Source organism: Streptomyces sp. NPDC048349, assembly GCF_040651925.1.
Taxonomy (GTDB): domain Bacteria; phylum Actinomycetota; class Actinomycetes; order Streptomycetales; family Streptomycetaceae; genus Streptomyces.
On the sequence record NZ_JBEZLA010000046.1, the window covers coordinates 12,882 to 29,788 of the forward strand.

15 protein-coding genes and 1 tRNA gene are annotated in these 16,907 nt (G+C 72.1%); 10 read left to right on the forward strand and 6 right to left on the reverse strand.

The genetic code is table 11. The features are described 5' to 3' along the window. Positions 1-10: 10 nt before the first annotated feature. From AB0D44_RS23665 to AB0D44_RS23675, 3 genes are all read right to left on the reverse strand, one after another. Positions 11-83, reverse strand: a tRNA-Arg gene (locus AB0D44_RS23665). A 293-nt stretch (positions 84-376) separates the two neighbouring features. After that, positions 377-775 (reverse strand): TOBE domain-containing protein, encoded by a 399-nt coding sequence (locus AB0D44_RS23670; RefSeq protein ID WP_362594386.1) that lies wholly within the window; start codon positions 773-775, stop codon positions 377-379. 79 nt (positions 776-854) lie between these two features. Then, positions 855-2,132 carry a M6 family metalloprotease domain-containing protein gene (locus tag AB0D44_RS23675; protein WP_362594388.1) on the reverse strand — a complete coding sequence of 426 codons (1,278 nt, stop codon included), beginning with the start codon at positions 2,130-2,132 and terminating at the stop codon, positions 855-857. 504 nt (positions 2,133-2,636) lie between these two features. On the opposite strand from AB0D44_RS23675, the gene AB0D44_RS23680 reads away from it, so the two are divergent. The 4 genes from AB0D44_RS23680 to AB0D44_RS23695 all read left to right on the forward strand — a co-directional run bounded on the left by AB0D44_RS23680 (position 2,637) and on the right by AB0D44_RS23695 (position 7,237). Next, positions 2,637-3,233, forward strand: a complete 597-nt coding sequence (locus AB0D44_RS23680; RefSeq protein WP_362594470.1) for a TetR/AcrR family transcriptional regulator — start codon at positions 2,637-2,639, stop codon at positions 3,231-3,233. Positions 3,234-3,306: 73 nt separating this feature from the next. Next, positions 3,307-4,845 (forward strand): MFS transporter, encoded by a 1,539-nt coding sequence (locus AB0D44_RS23685; RefSeq protein WP_362594389.1) that lies wholly within the window; start codon positions 3,307-3,309, stop codon positions 4,843-4,845. Between the two features lie 185 nt (positions 4,846-5,030). Continuing rightward, positions 5,031-5,819, forward strand: a complete 789-nt coding sequence (locus tag AB0D44_RS23690; RefSeq protein ID WP_362594391.1) for a class III extradiol ring-cleavage dioxygenase — start codon at positions 5,031-5,033, stop codon at positions 5,817-5,819. A 440-nt stretch (positions 5,820-6,259) separates the two neighbouring features. Further along, the gene (locus AB0D44_RS23695) at positions 6,260-7,237 is read left to right on the forward strand and encodes a sigma-70 family RNA polymerase sigma factor (protein WP_362594393.1); all 978 of its coding nucleotides are present in this window, start codon (positions 6,260-6,262) and stop codon (positions 7,235-7,237) included. Between the two features lie 65 nt (positions 7,238-7,302). Here AB0D44_RS23695 and AB0D44_RS23700 read toward each other — a convergent pair whose 3' ends face one another. Further along, entirely contained in the window at positions 7,303-8,271 is a 969-nt protein-coding gene (locus AB0D44_RS23700; protein WP_362594395.1) for a YafY family protein, read from the reverse strand. Between the two features lie 62 nt (positions 8,272-8,333). Here AB0D44_RS23700 and AB0D44_RS23705 point away from each other — a divergent pair, with 62 nt between their 5' ends. From AB0D44_RS23705 to AB0D44_RS23720, 4 genes are all read left to right on the forward strand, one after another. Next, positions 8,334-9,920, forward strand: a complete 1,587-nt coding sequence (locus tag AB0D44_RS23705; RefSeq protein WP_362594397.1) for an MFS transporter — start codon at positions 8,334-8,336, stop codon at positions 9,918-9,920. Between the two features lie 134 nt (positions 9,921-10,054). Further along, positions 10,055-10,816 carry a DeoR/GlpR family DNA-binding transcription regulator gene (locus AB0D44_RS23710; protein ID WP_362594399.1) on the forward strand — a complete coding sequence of 254 codons (762 nt, stop codon included), beginning with the start codon at positions 10,055-10,057 and terminating at the stop codon, positions 10,814-10,816. Continuing rightward, positions 10,813-11,763, forward strand: a complete 951-nt coding sequence (gene pfkB / locus AB0D44_RS23715; RefSeq protein ID WP_362594400.1) for a 1-phosphofructokinase — start codon at positions 10,813-10,815, stop codon at positions 11,761-11,763. The genes AB0D44_RS23710 and pfkB overlap by 4 nt, the downstream gene beginning before the upstream one ends. A gap of 20 nt (positions 11,764-11,783) precedes the next feature. Then, positions 11,784-13,847 (forward strand): fructose-specific PTS transporter subunit EIIC, encoded by a 2,064-nt coding sequence (locus tag AB0D44_RS23720; protein ID WP_362594402.1) that lies wholly within the window; start codon positions 11,784-11,786, stop codon positions 13,845-13,847. A gap of 128 nt (positions 13,848-13,975) precedes the next feature. On the opposite strand, the gene AB0D44_RS23725 is transcribed toward AB0D44_RS23720, so the two are convergent. Continuing rightward, on the reverse strand, positions 13,976-14,746 hold the full coding sequence (locus AB0D44_RS23725; protein WP_362594404.1) for a DUF6227 family protein: 771 nt from the start codon (positions 14,744-14,746) through the stop codon (positions 13,976-13,978). A 183-nt stretch (positions 14,747-14,929) separates the two neighbouring features. Here AB0D44_RS23725 and AB0D44_RS23730 point away from each other — a divergent pair, with 183 nt between their 5' ends. After that, positions 14,930-15,580 carry a vitamin K epoxide reductase family protein gene (locus AB0D44_RS23730; protein ID WP_362594406.1) on the forward strand — a complete coding sequence of 217 codons (651 nt, stop codon included), beginning with the start codon at positions 14,930-14,932 and terminating at the stop codon, positions 15,578-15,580. 85 nt (positions 15,581-15,665) lie between these two features. On the opposite strand, the gene AB0D44_RS23735 is transcribed toward AB0D44_RS23730, so the two are convergent. Further along, positions 15,666-16,079, reverse strand: coding sequence for a rodlin (locus tag AB0D44_RS23735; protein ID WP_362594408.1), 414 nt, complete (start codon positions 16,077-16,079; stop codon positions 15,666-15,668). A gap of 268 nt (positions 16,080-16,347) precedes the next feature. On the opposite strand from AB0D44_RS23735, the gene AB0D44_RS23740 reads away from it, so the two are divergent. Beyond that, positions 16,348-16,833, forward strand: a complete 486-nt coding sequence (locus tag AB0D44_RS23740; protein ID WP_362594410.1) for a hypothetical protein — start codon at positions 16,348-16,350, stop codon at positions 16,831-16,833. Positions 16,834-16,907: the final 74 nt, after the last annotated feature.

The window sequence follows — 16,907 nt, forward strand, 5'->3', positions numbered from 1 at the left end:
CCTCGTGATGTGCCCTCGGCAGGATTCGAACCTGCGACACCGGCTTTAGGAGAGCCGTGCTCTATCCCCTGAGCTACGAAGGCAGCGTGCGGAGACCTGGCTGTGAGGCCTGGCCGCCGCGGTCAGTGTAGCGGGTGGCGCTTGATCCGCATCTGCGATCCGCGGCCCCCGGCGATCCCGGGGGACCACCAGGGCGGTGGCGACGGGCGGGGCGGCGGCCAGGGCCGCGAACAGGTGCGGGAGCCGCCGGGGGCGACGAGGGTGACGAGGGTGACGAGGGTGACGGTACGGGTCGTGATGCAGGTGCGGGCGGGCAGGCCCGCGCAGGGGATGCGTCCGAGCGTCGACGCGAAGCGGCAGAAGCAGGGCTGCGCGCTCAGTCGCGGTCGATGTGCACGCTGGTCGACTTCACCCGGGCGGTGGCCCGCATGCCGACCTCCAGCCCGAGTTCCTCCACGGCCTCCCGGGTCAGCAGGGACACGACGCGGTGCGGACCGGCCTGTACCTCGACCTGGGCCGCGACGTCGCCGAGCTTGATCCCGGTCACGATGCCGGGGAAGGCGTTGCGCGCCGAGGTGTACGGGGCGTCCGAGTCCTCCGCGGACGAGGCCTCCTGCGCGGCCTCCACGCAGAACGCCGCCAGGTCGGGGCCGTCGACGATGCGGCGCTTGCCGTCCCGGCGGGTGGGGAAGCGGTCGGCGTCGGCCCACCGGCGGGCGGTGTCCACGCTCACGCCCAGCAGTCGCGCGGCCTGTCCGATGGTGTAGGACTCCATGCGTCCCACCCTAGGTCGTGCCGTCGAAGTCCCGCCCGGCCGGTGGGGCCTGGCACGCACGCTCGCCAGGGGGTGCCGGTCAGGGCCGGATGATCCGCACCTGGTAGCTGCCGTTGCGCAGTTCGCCCACCACCGAGACGCTGATGCCCGCCTTCTCGTCGGTGAACGTCTCGCCCGGCCGGAACGGTGCGTCCGACAGCTCCGCGTGCACGTTGGGCCGCCGGGTGCAGCCGCCGCTCGAGTCCGCGCTGTCCGACACCGTGACCGGGCCGCGCCCGGTGTCCACGTCGGAGTCCACCTTGTAGATGAGGACACCGGGCTTGCAGACGGCCTCGTCGTTCCCGGCCTGCGTCCGGACCTCGACCGCGTACCCGGCGCTCTCGGACAGCGGGACGAAGGCGAGCTTGGTCCCGCCCGACACCGCCAGCGGCGACAGGACGTGGTCGCTGGGGCCGGACTTCGACGCGCAGCTGATCTGCGTGCTGTCCAGCCAGCCCAGCTTCCACTTGTGCCAGCCCAGCAGGTCGTTGTTGGAGCCCCAGTCCTCGCTCATGATGTCCCAGTGCCCGACGGTGCCCCCGCCGTCCGAGGTGTAGAGGTCGGGCAGCCCGAAGACGTGCCCGTTCTCGTGCGGGAGCACCCGGTAGCCGGTCTCCCGGTAGGTGCCGGAGCCGTCGTCCTGGCGGCTGTAGACGAAGGACGTGTTGGCGAGCGGCACCCCGTCGGCGACCGGCGCCTCGCCGTTGCCCGAGAAGGTCACCGACAGGACGGTGTCCAGCGCGGAGGGGCCGGCGTTCGGCGTGACGAGGATGTTGACCAGGTCGTACTTGCTGAAGTCCACCTCGGAGTCGGCGGCCTTCGCGATGTGTTCGACGAGCTGGCGGTAGCCCGGTTCGTACGCGGACCCCCGCTCGATCCCGTACGCGGCGAAGGGCATCGGCATCCGCAGCCAGCTCCGTATCGGCGCTTCGGCCCGGTAGCTGAGCCGGCCGTAGGAGCTGGTGCGGAACCAGTTGGCGGTCTGGGGGAAGAACTCCGCCAGCCGGTCCAGGGCCGTGCCCTCGCCCTTGGCGTCAGGGAAGTCGATCATCAGGTTGAGGGCTTTGACCTCACCGGTCGAGCGCGCGTACCCGGGGGGCGTCGGCAGGCCCTCGGACATCTGCACGCCCATCGTGCCGGCGATCCGGCAGGGCGCGAGGGCCGATTCGGCGGTCGTGGCCACGGGTCCGGCGGCCGAGTGGCTGCGGCTGGATATGCCCGTGCTCGCCGTCGCCGTGACGCCGAGGGCCAGCGCGGTCAGGCCGATGAACGCGCTGGTGCGGCGTGATCTGCGTATCCGCTGGCGGGTCTGCGGCATGGAGATCGCCTTCGGGTCCGCGGCAGCCGGCCCTGTCCGGACTGCGCTCTGTTCGTCACCCTCCGACGGCTGCGGCGCGCCCGCGCGCCGGGAGAGGCCGAACGTGAAGTGACCTGTGAGTCAGGTCACACGGAGGAGTGAAATAACCGGGGAGCGGATCCCCGTTTGTACGGGAGTCCCACGAAGTGGGGACCGGCTCCCCGTTTGGCGGATGCCGTACGTGTCACCGCGCCAGGGAGGCCCGGAATGAAGCGCCCCAGCCCCACCGCCCCGGCGGCCCTGTCCGTCCCGGGAGCGGCCGTGGACCTGGCGGCGTCCGAGGCCGAAGCCAAGGCCGCACCCGTGACCTCACCCATGACCTCACCCAAGGCCAAGGCCGTGGCCGCGACGCGCGGCGCGCACGCCTGCCAGCGGTCCGCGGTCGCGGACACGGCCACCGGTACGGACACGGCCACCGGTACGGGCACGGCCGCGGGCCCCGTCCCGCGTCCCCGCGCCGACGCCGTGCGCAACCGCGAGCGGATCCTGGTGGCGGCCCGCGAGGCGTTCGTCGAGTTCGGCGCCTCGGCCCCCTTCGACGAGGTTGCCCGCCGGGCGGGCGTCGGGAACGCCACGCTCTACCGGCACTTCCCCGACCGTCCCGCCCTCGTCCACCACGTCGTGCTCTACGTGATGGGCCGGGTGGGCGCCCAGGCCGAGGCCGCGCTCGCCGAAGAGACCGACGCCTTCGCCGCGCTGTGCCGCTTCACGCACGCCGCCGCCGACGAGCGGATCGGCGCCCTGTGTCCCATGCTCGACGGCGACTTCGACTTCGAGCACCCCGAACTCATCGCGGCGCGCGGGGTCCTGGAGGCGGGCGTCGAGGCCCTGCTGGCGACCGGCCAGGACGCCGGGCTGGTCCGCACGGACATCGGCGTCGGTGATCTGATGGTCGCCCTCTCCCAGCTCAGCCGCCCGCTCCCCGGCACCGCCTGCCTCGACACGGACCGCTTCGTCCACCGTCACCTCCAGCTCTTCCTCGACGGGTTGCGGGCCCCGGCCCGCTCCGAACTGCCGGGTTCGGCCGCCACGTTCGAAGACTTGAGGCAGAAAACCATGTGACACAGCCAGAGCTTCCTCATTAGGTTTTTCCGGTCAATTCCAGTCATTCCGCACAGTGAAATCGGGTACACCCATGCCAAAAACAGCCGCGACTCCGCAGCTGGCCGCAGATCCCAGCCGCTGGAAGGCGCTCGTCTTCATAGCCCTGGCGCAGCTGATGGTCGTCCTCGACGCGACGATCGTGAACATCGCCCTCCCCTCCGCCCAGACCGACCTCGGCATCTCCGACGGCAACCGCCAGTGGGTCATCACCGCCTACGCGCTGGCCTTCGGCGGACTGCTCCTCTTCGGTGGCCGCATCGCCGACAAGTGGGGCCGTAAGAACGCCTTCGTCGTCGGCCTCATCGGCTTCGCCCTGGCCTCCGCGCTCGGCGGCGCCGCGAACGGCGAGGCCATGATGCTGGGCGCCCGCGCCCTTCAGGGTGCCTTCGGCGCACTCCTGGCCCCGGCGGCCCTGTCCCTGCTCGCGGTGATGTTCACCGACACCAAGGAGCGCGCCAAGGCCTTCGGCATCTACGGCGCCATCGCGGGCGGCGGCGGCGCCGTCGGCCTGATCCTCGGCGGCTTCCTCACCGAGTACCTCAACTGGCGCTGGACCTTCTTCGTCAACATCCCGTTCGCCGTCATCGCGGCCGTCGGCGCCTGGCTGGTCATCCGTGAGCCCGCCGGCTCCCGCAACCGCGCGCCGCTCGACATCCCCGGCGTGGTGCTGTCCACGCTCGGTCTGGTCTCGCTGGTGTACGGCTTCACCCGCGCCGAGTCCGCCGGCTGGTCCGACACCGTCACCGTGGCCATGTTCGTCGCCTCCGCGGCGCTGCTGGCGGCGTTCGTCTTCGTCGAGTCCAAGGTCACGTCCCCGCTGCTGCCCTTGCGCGTCCTGCTGGAACGCAACCGCGGCGGTGTCTACCTCTCGCTCGGCCTGGCCGTCATCTCGATGTTCGGCCTGTTCCTCTTCCTCACCTACTACCTCCAGGTCGTGAAGGGCTACTCGCCCGTCATGACCGGCTTCGCCTTCCTGCCGATGATCGCGGGCATGATCACGGGCTCCACGCAGATCGGCGCCCGGCTGATGACCCGGGTCCCGCCGCGCCTGCTCATGGGGCCGGGCTTCCTGGTCGCCGCCACCGGCATGCTGCTGCTGACCCAGATCGAGGTCGGGTCCTCCTACCCGGCGCTGATCCTGCCGGCGCAGCTGCTGCTCGGCCTCGGCATGGGTACGGCGTTCATGCCGGCCATGTCCCTGTCGACGCACGGGGTGAACCCGGCCGACGCCGGTGTCGCCTCCGCCATGGTCAACACCTCGCAGCAGGTCGGCGGCGCCATCGGCACCGCGCTGCTGAACACCATCGCCGCCTCGGCGACGACCGCGTACCTGACCGACCACGCGGCGGAGGCCGCGGCGGGCGGCCCGGCGGCCAAGCTGATCCAGGCGCAGGCCATGGTCGAGGGCTACTCCTCCGCGATCTGGTGGGCGGTGGGCATCCTCGTCGCCAGCTCGGTGATCGCGCTGACCCTGATCAACACCGGCCGTCCCGGCGCGGGCGGCCCGGTGGCCTCCGGTTCCGGCCCGGCCGAGGACGCCGAGTTCAAGGTTCCGGTGATCGCCCACTGACGGGGGCGACGGCGACGGGAGTACCCGTCCGGGAATGACTGACCACCCCGCTTGGTTCAAATTTGAACCAAGCGGGGTTAGTCTTTTCGTGCGACCCCCGTAGCGCGGACCCGCGGCGGCAGCCGGCACGGAACCCCTGCCCAACCCCGTCCGCGGAACCCGTCCCGACGACCGAGGAGCGCCCCATGTCCCCCGCCCCGACCCGCATGCCGGCGCTCTACCTCAGCCACGGAGCGCCGCCGCTCGCGGACGACCCGGTCTGGCCCGGCGAGCTGGCCGCCTGGTCCGCGGAGCTGCCCCGCCCCACCGCCGTCCTGATGGTCTCGGCCCACTGGGAGGAGGCCCCGCTCGCCCTCGGCGCCACCCGGACCGTCCCCCTGGTCTACGACTTCTGGGGCTTCCCCGAGCACTACTACCGGGTCCGCTACGAGGCCCCGGGCGCCCCGGAGCTCGCCGAGTCGGTCCGTGCCCTGCTCCGGGCCCCGGGCACGCCGGTGCAGGACATACCGGACCGCGGGCTGGACCACGGCGCGTACGTCCCGCTGGTGGAGATGTTCCCGCAGGCCGACATCCCGGTCCTCCAGATCTCCATGCCGACCCTGGACCCGCGCCGCCTGATGGACCTCGGCCGCAAGCTGGCGCCCCTGCGCGACGAGGGGGTCCTGATCGTCGGCAGCGGATTCTTCACCCACAACCTGGCCGCCCTGCGCCACACGGGCCCGGGCGTCCCCGCCTGGTCCGCCGAGTTCGACGCGTGGGGCCACGAGGCCCTGGCCGCCGGCGACCTCGACTCCCTGCTCGACTTCGAGGCCAAGTCCCCCTCGGGCCGCCTCGCCCACCCCCGTACGGAACACTTCGCGCCGCTCTTCGTCACCCTCGGCGCGGCCGAGGCGTCCGGCGACCTCGCCACCCGCCGGGACACGGTGGACGGCTTCTGGATGGGCCTCTCGAAGCGCTCCCTCCAGTTCGGCTAGGCCGCCTGGACCGCCTCCCGCGGGCCCGGCCGCTTCTCGTGCCGGCGCCGTCCAGGCAACCAGAAGGCGCTGCGGGCCGTCCTCAGGGGTAGGGGTGCAGCCATGGGCGGCGCTGTTCCGGAGTGGAGACGGCCGTGTCGGACGTGACGGCGGTCTCACGGGCGTGGTGGTTCACCGCTCCGTGGGATCTGCCAGGTCCGCCTCCGCGCCGGGCCTGACCTGCACCTCTTCGGGTTCCTGCGACACCCGGCCCCCTCTCGTGGCGGGGCAGGATACTGCAAGATCTCGAGAAAGAGGGACCAACGTGGGAATTCTGTCCCGATTCCAGTCGTTGTTTCCTTCGGATGCGGGCACTCGGGAGAGTGTCCGGGGGCGCACCACCCCGCCAGGGTGGCGTCCGGCAGCCGCACCGCGACCGAACTCATCGCAAGGGAGCACGCATGGCAACCCGCGCCGTCGCCCGCCGTCAGTCCACGAGCAGCGCCCGCGCTGTGGGCGGGGAGATAGCAGACCGCGACCTGGTCGGCATGTACCTCGACGAGATCGCGCGCACCCCGCTGCTCGACGCGGCCAAGGAAGTGGAGCTGTCCCAGATCATCGAGGCGGGCGTCTACGCCCAGCAGATCCTCGACGGCGTGATAGAGCGCGAGGGCCGGGCGCCCTCCCGCGAGGAGCTCGAGGCGCTGGCCGCCGAGGGCGAGCGCGCCAAGGAAGTCTTCATCCGCTCCAACCTGCGCCTCGTGGTGGCCGTCGCCCGCCGCTACCCGCGCAGTGGTCTGCCCCTGCTCGACCTCATCCAGGAGGGCAACGCCGGCCTCGTCCGCGCGGTCGAGAAGTTCGACTACGCCAAGGGCTTCAAGTTCTCCACGTACGCCACGTGGTGGATCCGCCAGGCCATCACCCGTTCCATCGCCGACCAGTCCCGCACCATCCGCCTCCCCGTCCACCTGGTCGAGGAGCTCGGCCGGATCCGCCGCATCCAGCGGGAGTTCAACCGAGAGAACGGCCGGGAGCCGGAGCACGCCGAGATCGCCGCCGAGCTGGACACGACGGAGAAGCGCGTGGGCGACGTACTGGACTGGGCGCGCGACCCGGTCAGCCTCAACATGTCCGTGGACGACGACGGTGACACCCAGTTCGGCGACCTCCTCGAGGACACCTCCGCCATCTCGCCGGAGCAGTCCGTGCTGTCGCTGCTGCGCAGCGAGGAGCTGGAGGACCTGCTCGGCAAGCTCGACCAGCGCACCGCGTCGATCATCAAGATGCGCTACGGCATCGACGACGGCCGCGAGCGGACCCTGACCGAGGTCGGCAAGCAGCACGGCCTGACCCGCGAGCGGATCCGCCAGATCGAGAAGCACGCCCTCCTCGAGCTCAAGCGGATGGCCCGCGACACCGGCTTCGACGCCGTGGCCTGACCGGCCCGCGCCGCAGCCCCCCGAACGAGCCCCGGCACCTATCCCCCCCAGGTGCCGGGGCTCCCTCATGCCCGGGCGAGCCGCGCGGCCAGTGCGTGCGCCGCCGTCGTCAGCTCGGCCGGAGCCTGCACCGTGAACGGCAGCCCCGTCAGGGCCAGCCGCGCCACCAGCCACTCCGGCGCGTCCCCGCTGTCGAAGCGCACCCGCGTACCCCCGCCACCGTCGCCGTCCGCGTTCGCGTCCGCCTCCCCGTCGGCGACGGCGGCGTCCCGCAGCCACTTCGGGAGCTCCGCCCGGCCCGCCGCGAAGGTGACCTCCACGGCGTACGTCTGCCGGCCCCGCACCCCCCTGCGGACGAACTCCTGCGGGTCCATCGGCAGTTCCCGCGGGGTGAAGCGGGCCCCGGTCGCGAAGGCCTCGCCCACCCGGTCCACCCGGAAGGTCCGCCAGTCCCCGCGCTCCAGGTCGTAGGCGACCAAGTACCAGCGGCTCCCCGCGCTCACCAGCCGGTACGGCTCCACCAGCCGCCGCGAGCGGGCCCCGTCCCTCGCCTCGTAGGCGAACCGCAGCCGCTCGGGCCCCGCCACCGCCGCCGCGATCGTCGTCAGCGTCCCCGGGTCCACGCTCGGCCCGTCGCCCCGGGTCAGGGCGACGGTGGCCGACTGAAGTGCGCCCACCCGGTGCCGCAGCCGCGACGGAAGCACCTGCTCCAGCTTGGCCAGAGCCCGTACGGAGGCCTCCTCCACCCCCTCGATCGCATGCCCGGCGCCCGCCCGCAGCCCCACCGCGATCGCCACCGCCTCCTCGTCGTCGAGGAGCAGCGGAGGCATCGCCGCCCCCGCCACCAGCCGGTACCCGCCCTCCGCCCCCAGCGTGGCCTCGACCGGATAGCCGAGCTCCCGCAGTCGCTCGATGTCGCGCCGGATCGTGCGCGAGCTCACCCGCAGCCGCTCCGCGAGCTCGCTCCCGGGCCATTCGCGCGGGGTCTGGAGGAGGGACAGCAGGGAGAGCAGCCGTGCCGGGGTGTCGGTCATGAGCCAAGGTTGCCAGCGAAATAGGACACGAACTGACCTACATCCCGCATAGGTTTCTCTTCATGAGCACCGAGACGCCCAAGACATCGCCCGAAAGAGAGAACGGGCCCCTACGAGAAGAGCCCAGCTCGCCCGCCGACCGCCGCCGCTGGCTGGCGCTCGCCATCGTGATGACCGCGACCTTCATGGACCTGGTCGACGTCACGATCGTCAACATCGCGATACCCAGCATGCGCCAGAACCTCGGCGCGTCCACCAGCGCGATCCAGTGGATCACCGCCGGCTACGCCCTCGCCTTCGCAGCCGGCCTGATCACCGGCGGCCGTCTCGGTGACATCTACGGCCGCAAGCGCGTGTTCCTGATCGGCATCAGCGGCTTCACGATCGCCTCGCTGCTCTGCGGCATCGCCGAGAACCCCTCGATGCTCGTCGCCTCCCGCATCCTGCAGGGCGGCATGGCCGCCATGATGGTCCCGCAGGTGCTGGCGATCATCCACGTCAGCTTCCCGCCGCACGAGCGCGGCAAGGTCTTCGGCATGTTCGGCGCGGTCGTGGGCCTCGGCGCCGTCTCGGGCCCGATGCTCGGCGCGCTGCTCACCGAGTGGAACCTGTTCGGTCTCGAATGGCGCCCGATCTTCCTGATCAACCTGCCGGTCGGCATCGCGGCCGTGATCCTCGGCCGGATGTTCATCAGCGAGTCCAGGGCCCCCAAGGCCCTGCGCCTGGACCTCGTGGGCGTGGTCCTGGCGACCCTCGCCCTGGTGATGCTGATCTTCCCGCTCACCCATGGCCGAGAGAACGACTGGCCGCTGTGGGGCTTCATATGCATGATCGCGTCGCCGTTCGTCTTCGCCGCGTTCATCACCTACGAGAAGTACAAGATCAAGAAGGACGGCTCCCCGCTCGTCGAGCTCTCCCTCTTCAAGGTCAAGAGCTTCTCCGGCGGTATCGCCGTCCAGCTCACCTTCGGCATCGCGACCGGCATCTTCTTCCTGGTCTGGACGCTCTACATGCAGATGGGCCTGGGCTGGAGCGCCCTGCGCGCCGGCTGCACCGGCATCCCCTTCTCCCTGGCCGTCTCGGGCGCCGCGGGCATCTCGGTCGGGAAGCTCGTGCCGCGCTTCGGCCGCAAGGTGCTCCAGGCCGGTGCGCTGATCATGGCCTCGGGCCTACTCCTGTACATCTGGGAGTCCGAGCACTACGGCATGGAGATCGCCTCCTGGCAGATGGCCGCCCCGCTGGTCCTCATGGGCATCGGCATGGGCCTGATCGTGGCCCCGCTCAACGACACGACGCTGTCCGAGGTGCCGCGCGAGCACGCGGGCTCCGCCTCCGGCCTGATCAACACCACCGGCCAGATGGGCAACGCGCTGGGTCTCGCCCTGACCTCCGTCGTCTTCTTCGGGCTGATCGACGACGACATGGTCTTCGGGCCGCCGTACGTCGAGGCCTTCCGCGGTGCGCTGTGGTGGGTCGCGGCCGTCCTTCTCGTGATCTTCGTGGTGATGTTCATGCTGCCGCGCAAGCCGATCCCCATGGAGCAGCGCGAGGGCGGCTCCGAGCACCCGGCCACCGTCGCGCAGAAGGCCCTGGGGGAGACCGCACAGGAGAGCGCGGAAGGGGCCCCGCAGAAGGTCCCGGCCGTCTGAGGCCGTCCTGCCCCACGTCACGGACATGCCCGCCCTAGTTGGCGGGCATGTCCGTTTCTCTTTGTTTTGCCTTCGATCGGGCGTAGTGTGGGAGCCAAGCCACACAGTCGGGCATCGAACGGACGTAAATCCACATGTACGCACCGGAGCGCCAGCAGGAGATCCTCCGCCTCGCCCGCGAGGCGGGCCGGGTCGACGTGCTCTCCCTCGCCGAGCAGTTCCAGGTCACCGCCGAGACCGTACGCCGTGACCTGAAGGCCCTCGACCGGGCCGGCCTGGTCCGCCGCGTGCACGGCGGGGCCATACCGGCCGGCCGCCTCGACTTCGAACCGGACCTCACCGAGCGCGAGGCCACCGCCGCCGACGAGAAGGACCGCATCGCGGCCGCCGCCCTCGCCGAACTCCCCGACGGCGGCAGCGTCGTCCTCGATGCCGGCAGCACCGTCGCCCGCCTCGCGGCGGCCGTCCCCGTCGACATCGCGCTCACCGTGGTCACCCACGCCCTGCCCGTCGCCGCCCGGCTCGCCGACCACACCGGCATCGACCTCCACCTCGTCGGCGGCCGCGTCCGCCACCGCACCCGCGCCGCCGTCGACGCCTGGGCCCTGCGCGCCTACGCCGAGATCCGCGCGGACGTGCTGTTCCTCGCGACCAACGGCTTCACCGCCCAGGGCGGCCTGACCACCCCCGACCTCGCCGAGGCCGCCGTCAAGCGCGCCGCGATGGCCGCAGCCCGCCGCGTGGTCCTCCTCGCCGACTCGGCCAAGGCCGGACAGGAGCACTTCGCGTGCTTCGGCTCCTTCGCGGACGTCGACCTGCTCATCACGGACACGGGGCTCGACCCCGCCCACAAGGCGGCGATCGAGGCCGCCGGTACGGAAGTTGCGCTCGTATGATCCTCACCGTCACGCCCAACCCCTCCCTCGACCGGACGTACGAGGTCCCCTCGCTCGGGCGCGGCGAGGTGCTGCGCGCCACCGGCGACCGGGTCGACCCCGGGGGCAAGGGCGTCAACGTCTCCCGGGCGGTGGCCGCCGCGGGCGTCCGTACGACGGCGGTCCTCCCGCTGGGCGGAGCGCCGGGCACCCTGCTCGCCGAGCTCCTCGTGGCGCAGGGCGTGGACGTCACCGCCGTCACGATCACCGGCGAGACCCGCGCGAACATCTCGCTCGCCGAACCGGACGGCACCCTCACCAAGATCAACGCCCCCGGTCCGGAGGTCACACCGACGGAATCCGCCCTCCTCCTGGACACGGTCCGCACCTGCTCCGGCGACGCCTCCTGGATCGCCTGCTGCGGCAGCCTCCCGCAGGGCCTCGGTCCCGAGTGGTACGCCGAGCTCGTCACCCGCGCCCACGAGGCGGGCGCCCGCATCGCCCTGGACACCTCGGGCCCGGCCCTGGTCGCGGCGCTGCCCGCCCGCCCCGACGTGATCAAGCCCAACGCGCAGGAGCTCGCCGAAGCCGTCGGCCGGCCGCTGGCCACCCTGGGCGACGTCGTCAAGGCGGCCGAGGAGCTGCGCTCGCTGGGCGCGGGCGCGGTCCTGGCCTCCCTCGGCGCCGACGGACAGCTGCTGGTGTGCGCGGGGGGCGCCCACTACGGCACCGCGCCGGCCCCGGCGGTCCGCAGCAACGTCGGTGCGGGCGACGCCTCCCTGGCCGGTTTCCTGATCGCCGGAGGCACCGGCCCCGACGCGCTCGCCTCGGCCCTCGCCCACGGCGCGGCCGCGGTCCAGCTGCCCGGCAGTGCCATGCCCACCCCCTCGGACCTGCGCCCCGAGGCGGTCCGGATCACCCAGGACCTTCCCCTGGACCTCCCCCTGTCCGAACCCGCCACGGCCTGAGGCGAGCGAAGGAGCCCCCGATGAGCGAGATGATCACCCCCGAACTGGTCGACCTCGACCTGTCCGCCGAGTCGAAGGAAGCGGCGGCCCGTGCGCTCGCGGCCCGCATGGTGGAGAGCGGCCGGGTCACCGACCTGGACGGGTTCCTGGCGGACGTCGCTGCGCGCGAGGCCCAGATGCCGACCGGCCTGGAGGGCGGCATAGGCATCCCGCACTGCCGGAGCGCCCACGTCACGGTCCCCACCCTCGCCTTCGGCCGGTCCCCGGCCGGCATCGACTTCGGGGCCCCCGACGGCCCGGCGGACCTGATCTTCCTGATCGCGGCCCCCGCCGGCGCGGACGACGCCCACCTGTCGATCCTGTCCTCGCTGGCCCGCCGCCTGATGCGGCCGGATTTCGTGGCGGCCCTCCGCGGCGCCGCCGACCCGGCGGTGGCCGCACGTCTCGTGTCCGGCGAGCCGCCGGCCGATCCGGCCCCGCCCGCGTCCGAGGCGCGGGAGCCGGGCGGCGGAGCCCCCGCCGGGTCCGGGGCGCAGCCTGCGGAGCGGGACCTTGGGGCGGAGCCCCGAGTCCGGGGAAGGGGCGGGGTGGGGCAGACCCCGGCAGGACACCCGTTCCGCGTCGTCGCGGTCACCTCCTGCCCCACCGGGATCGCGCACACCTACATGGCCGCCGAGTCCCTGACGCGTGCCGCACGAGCCGCCGGCATCGACATCCGCATCGAAACCCAGGGTTCCGCCGGCTTCACCCGCCTGTCCGCGCAGGACATCGCATCGGCCGACGCGGTCGTCTTCGCCCACGACGTCCCGGTACGGGACAGGGCCCGCTTCGCGGGCAAGCCCACCGTGGACGCCGGCGTCAAGGCCGGCATCAACCGCCCCGCCGAACTCCTCGCCGAGGCCCGCGACAAGGCCGCCCGCGGCGAGGTCGCCGACCACACCCCGACCCCCGTCGAACGCGCCGGGGAGGAGGCCGACGGCTACGGGGCCAAGCTCCGCACCTGGCTCATGTCCGGCGTCAGCTACATGGTCCCCTTCGTCGCCGCCGGCGGACTGCTCATCGCCCTCGCCTTCGCCATCGGCGGGTACGAGATCAACACCGCCCCCTCCGTCGCCGAGCACTTCGTCTGGACCGAGGCCGCCAGCTGGGCCGCGCTCCTCTTCCAGACCGGCGGCCTCGCCTTCGGCTTCCTGGTCCCCGTCCTCGCCGGATACATCGCCTACGGCATGGCCGACCGGCCCGGCCTCGTCCCCGGCTTCGTCGGCGGCGCGGTCGCCCTCACCATCAACGCCGGTTTCCTCGGCGGCCTGATCGCCGGCCTCATCGCGGGCGCCACCGTCCTCGCCGTGCAGCGGCTGCGGATCCCCGCCGCGCTGCGCGGGATCATGCCCGTCGTCGTCCTGCCGCTGATCGGCTCGGCCGTCACGGCGTTCCTGATGTTCCTGGTCGTCGGCAAGCCCGTCGCCTCGCTCCAGCAGGCCCTCACCGACTGGCTGTCCGGACTCTCCGGCGCCAACGCCGTCATCCTCGGGGTGGTCCTCGGCCTGATGATGTGCTTCGACCTCGGCGGCCCGCTCAACAAGGTCGCGTACGCCTTCGCCATCGGCGGCCTCGCCACGCCCAACGAGGGCAGCCTGAAGGTCATGGCCGCCGTGATGGCCGCCGGAATGGTCCCGCCGCTCGCGATGGCGCTGGCCACCACCCTCCGCGGCCGGCTCTTCTCCAGGACCGAGCGGGAGAACGGCAAGGCCGCCTGGTTCCTCGGCGCCTCCTTCATCAGCGAGGGCGCCATCCCCTTCGCGGCGGCCGACCCGCTGCGCGTGATCCCCGCCTCGATGGTGGGCGGCGCGGTCACCGGCGGCCTGTCGATGCTGTTCGAGTGCACCCTGCGGGCCCCGCACGGCGGCATCTTCGTGATCCCGCTGATCGGCAACCCGCTGCTCTACCTGCTCGCCATCGCCGCCGGTACGGCGACCACCGCAGGCCTGGTGGTCCTGCTCAAGGGCATGCGCAAGCAGGCCGGCGCCGCGACCCCGTCAGCCGAGCCGGCCGCCATGAGCAGCGAGGTCACGGCCGCCGCCTGACGGAGCGCCGGGAGGGGCGCCGGGAGCGGGAGCACCGGGCCCGCCCCGCGCCGCCGCGCCCCACCGCAGCCCGGCTCAGCCGGGCCGGCCCGCCGCAGGCCTCAGCGCCGGCAGCCCCGCCGCCGGGGTCACCGCACCCGTGCGCGGAGCTCCATGGCCCCGCGCGCCGCCGCCTCGCTCTCGTACACCTCGCACATGTGCCGCCCGTCCGGTGTCGCGGTGTGCTCGACCTCCCACAGGCTGACCTCTTCCCCGTCCAGCAGCACGAAGGCGTGCTCGTACAGGCTGAAGCCGGCCTCCCGCCCGCCCGGCGGGCCGTGGCGCCCGCCGAAGGACTGCGTGATCTGGTGCGCGTACGCCGACCGGAGCCGCGCCGCCACCCGCTCGCCGGGCCGGTCAGCGTTCTCCGCGCGGCGCAGCACCCGCCGGGCGTGGTCGGCGGACTGCTCCACCGCGTACTCCCGGTGCGGCCGCGTCGAGGCGGAGGCCGCGAACAGTGCGGCGAGCACCGCCACGCCGTCGTCGGGCTCCTCTTCACCCGGCAGGAGCAACGGGTCCAGGGCCGCCTCGGCAGGGGACTCACCGAACAGCCGGGCCACGGCCAGCCGGCTCTCCGCCCTGCTCGCGAAGAGCTCGTGCCGGATCGTACGGTCGCCCTCCTGCCGGTACACCAGCTCCCACAGGGTCACCGAACCCCCGTCGGCGAGCAGGTAGGTGTGCCGGTGGGTCTCCCGCCAGGATCCCGCCGCCGGGCTGTGGTGGGTGGTGGAGAGCGAAGAGCTGTGGGCGAGCGCCGTGCCGAGGCGCTCGACGAGCCGGTCGGGCAGGTCGAAGGAGTTCAGGGCGCGGCCGAGGAGCCGGCCGAGGTGTGCCTCGGTTGTCTCGTACGGATCGCTCACGGGGGGTCTCCAGGCCGTCGCAGCTTGTCACATCGCGGAAGCTCAACGTAACCCCTGGTTCTGACATCACGTCCGGGGTTCGGTAAAACGTCCGGGAAGCATCGGGGGTTCCCGCCACACCTTCAGGTCAACTTGACTATGAATGAGCATGGTTAGGCCCGCTCTGTGGTGGAGCGCGGGACTATGGGCCACATGGCAACGAATACAGTGGGAGCCCCCCGCCAGCAGGGACGGCCCCCCACCCGGCACGAGAACGGACAGGACGCCACGGCACGAGGGTTGGCCTGGCTGCTGGTCCTCACCGGCGCGGCCGGGGTGCTGGCCTCCTGGGTCATCACCCTGGACAAGTTCCTCCTGCTGGAGGACCCGGACTTCAAACCCGCCTGCAGCCTCAACCCCGTGGTCTCCTGCGGCAGCGTGATGAAGAGCGACCAGGCGGCGGCCTTCGGCTTCCCCAACCCCATGCTGGGGCTGGTCGCCTACGCCGTGGTCGTCTGCGCCGGCGCGGGCCTGCTCGCCGGCGCCCGCTACCGCGGCTGGTTCTGGTTGGGTCTGAACGCCGGAACCCTCTTCGGTGTCGGCTTCTGCTCCTGGCTGATGGTGCAGTCGCTGTACGAGATCAACGCGCTGTGCCTGTGGTGCTGCCTGGCCTGGGTGGCGACGCTGCTGATGTTCTGGGCCGTGACCGCGCACAACTTCCGTACGGGGATCCTGCCTTCACCCGCTCCGCTCCGCGGCTTCTTCACCGAGTTCGGCTGGGCCCCGCCCGCCCTGCACATCGGGGTGATCGCCATGCTCGTCCTCACCCGGTGGTGGGACTTCTGGACGGGCTGACGTCCCGGGCGACGCGAGAGGGCCCCGGCAGCTGGAGGCTGCCGGGGCCCTCGTTGCTTCGCTCCACGGGCACGGGGCCCGAAGGTCAGCTGCCGACGGAGGCGTTGCCCGAGAGGACCGGGATGTTGTCCAGGATGTGCGAGAGCGACTCGTCGCCCTTGCCCTGGGTGGAGTTCTCGGTGCACTGCTGGTTCATCGGGTTCGACAGGACGTTGATGTCCTGGACGCCGATGTTGGCGATGATCGCCACCAGGGACTGGGCGTTGACCTTGGCCGGCAGGCCGATGCAGGGCTTGTTCAGGGTCCCCTGGACCAGGCCGAGCTGCGGGCTCTGCTCGCCCTCGGTCTTCTGGTTGCCGTAGATCTGCGTGGCACCGTTGCCGTTGAGGGTGTTGACCCCGTTGTCGTTGCCGATGGCCATGGCCGGGGCCGCGGCAGCAGCGCCGGCGCCGACCGCGGCGGCGGTGACGGCGGCGGCGGTCATGATCTTCTTGAACATCTTGATCCTTCTGTCGCACGAGTGCCCGCTAATGGAGCGCCCTGGTCAACTGCCCCGTCCGGGAGTTGGTTCCGCTGCTTCACTCAAACGGCCCGTGCGGGCGGCGGTTTTCCCCGGCCCGGGTGAGAGCCCCCGGACGCCTGCGCGAAGCCCGTACGGAGCGCGCAGTCGGCCCGTCTCCGGTTGCGCTCCGTGAAAGCTGTTCGCACGGTGGGTGAGGGAGCGGATCGCTCAGATCCGTATCCTCGCGCCAACCGAAGGAACATCCATGCACCCCACGAAGCCGTCCCGCGGCCGCCTCCGCCTCCTCGTCCCGTCGGTCCTCGCCGCCGCCATACTGTCCGGCGCGGCTTCCCCCGCGGGCGCCGTGGACGGTGACCGCGCGGTCGTCCGGCCGCAGCACGAAACGACCCAGCAGCGTGCGGCGGCCGGTCCGGTCGACGACCTCATCAACGGCATCCTCGATGCCATCAAGGGCCTCCTGCCGCCGGGCGTCAGCCTGCCGGAGATCAAGATCCCGGAGATCGAGCTCCCCGAGATCAAGCTGCCGGAGATCAAGCTGCCCGAGATCCCCGGGGTCGAACTCCCGGAGATCCCGGGGGTCGAGCTCCCGGAGATCCCGGGAGTGGAGCTTCCGGCCCTGCCGCCGCTCACTCCGCCGACGCTGCCGGCCCCGGCGGCTCCGGTGGAGACCGTGCCGGAGGTCCCCGAGATCGAGATCCCGGAGCTCCCGGAGATTCCGGACCTCCCGTAACGCCTGGAACCGCTCATGGTTACGACTATTGAGCTGAACAGGTCTGATCGTGGATGGAACCGTGTCGTCGGGGA

Bases quoted from the DNA above. Each gene is read 5' to 3' on its own strand.
- AB0D44_RS23685 (WP_362594389.1), top strand. From the start codon at position 3,307: ATGCCAAAAACAGCCGCGACTCCGCAGCTGGCCGCAGATCCCAGCCGC.
- AB0D44_RS23675 (WP_362594388.1), bottom strand. From the start codon at position 2,132: ATGCCGCAGACCCGCCAGCGGATACGCAGATCACGCCGCACCAGCGCG.
- AB0D44_RS23705 (WP_362594397.1), top strand. From the start codon at position 8,334: ATGAGCACCGAGACGCCCAAGACATCGCCCGAAAGAGAGAACGGGCCC.
- pfkB (WP_362594400.1), top strand. From the start codon at position 10,813: ATGATCCTCACCGTCACGCCCAACCCCTCCCTCGACCGGACGTACGAG.
- AB0D44_RS23735 (WP_362594408.1), bottom strand. From the start codon at position 16,079: ATGTTCAAGAAGATCATGACCGCCGCCGCCGTCACCGCCGCCGCGGTC.
- AB0D44_RS23700 (WP_362594395.1), bottom strand. From the start codon at position 8,271: ATGACCGACACCCCGGCACGGCTGCTCTCCCTGCTGTCCCTCCTCCAG.
- AB0D44_RS23710 (WP_362594399.1), top strand. From the start codon at position 10,055: ATGTACGCACCGGAGCGCCAGCAGGAGATCCTCCGCCTCGCCCGCGAG.
- AB0D44_RS23670 (WP_362594386.1), bottom strand. From the start codon at position 775: ATGGAGTCCTACACCATCGGACAGGCCGCGCGACTGCTGGGCGTGAGC.
- AB0D44_RS23730 (WP_362594406.1), top strand. From the start codon at position 14,930: ATGGGCCACATGGCAACGAATACAGTGGGAGCCCCCCGCCAGCAGGGA.
- AB0D44_RS23695 (WP_362594393.1), top strand. From the start codon at position 6,260: ATGGCAACCCGCGCCGTCGCCCGCCGTCAGTCCACGAGCAGCGCCCGC.
- AB0D44_RS23740 (WP_362594410.1), top strand. From the start codon at position 16,348: ATGCACCCCACGAAGCCGTCCCGCGGCCGCCTCCGCCTCCTCGTCCCG.
- AB0D44_RS23720 (WP_362594402.1), top strand. From the start codon at position 11,784: ATGAGCGAGATGATCACCCCCGAACTGGTCGACCTCGACCTGTCCGCC.
- AB0D44_RS23690 (WP_362594391.1), top strand. From the start codon at position 5,031: ATGTCCCCCGCCCCGACCCGCATGCCGGCGCTCTACCTCAGCCACGGA.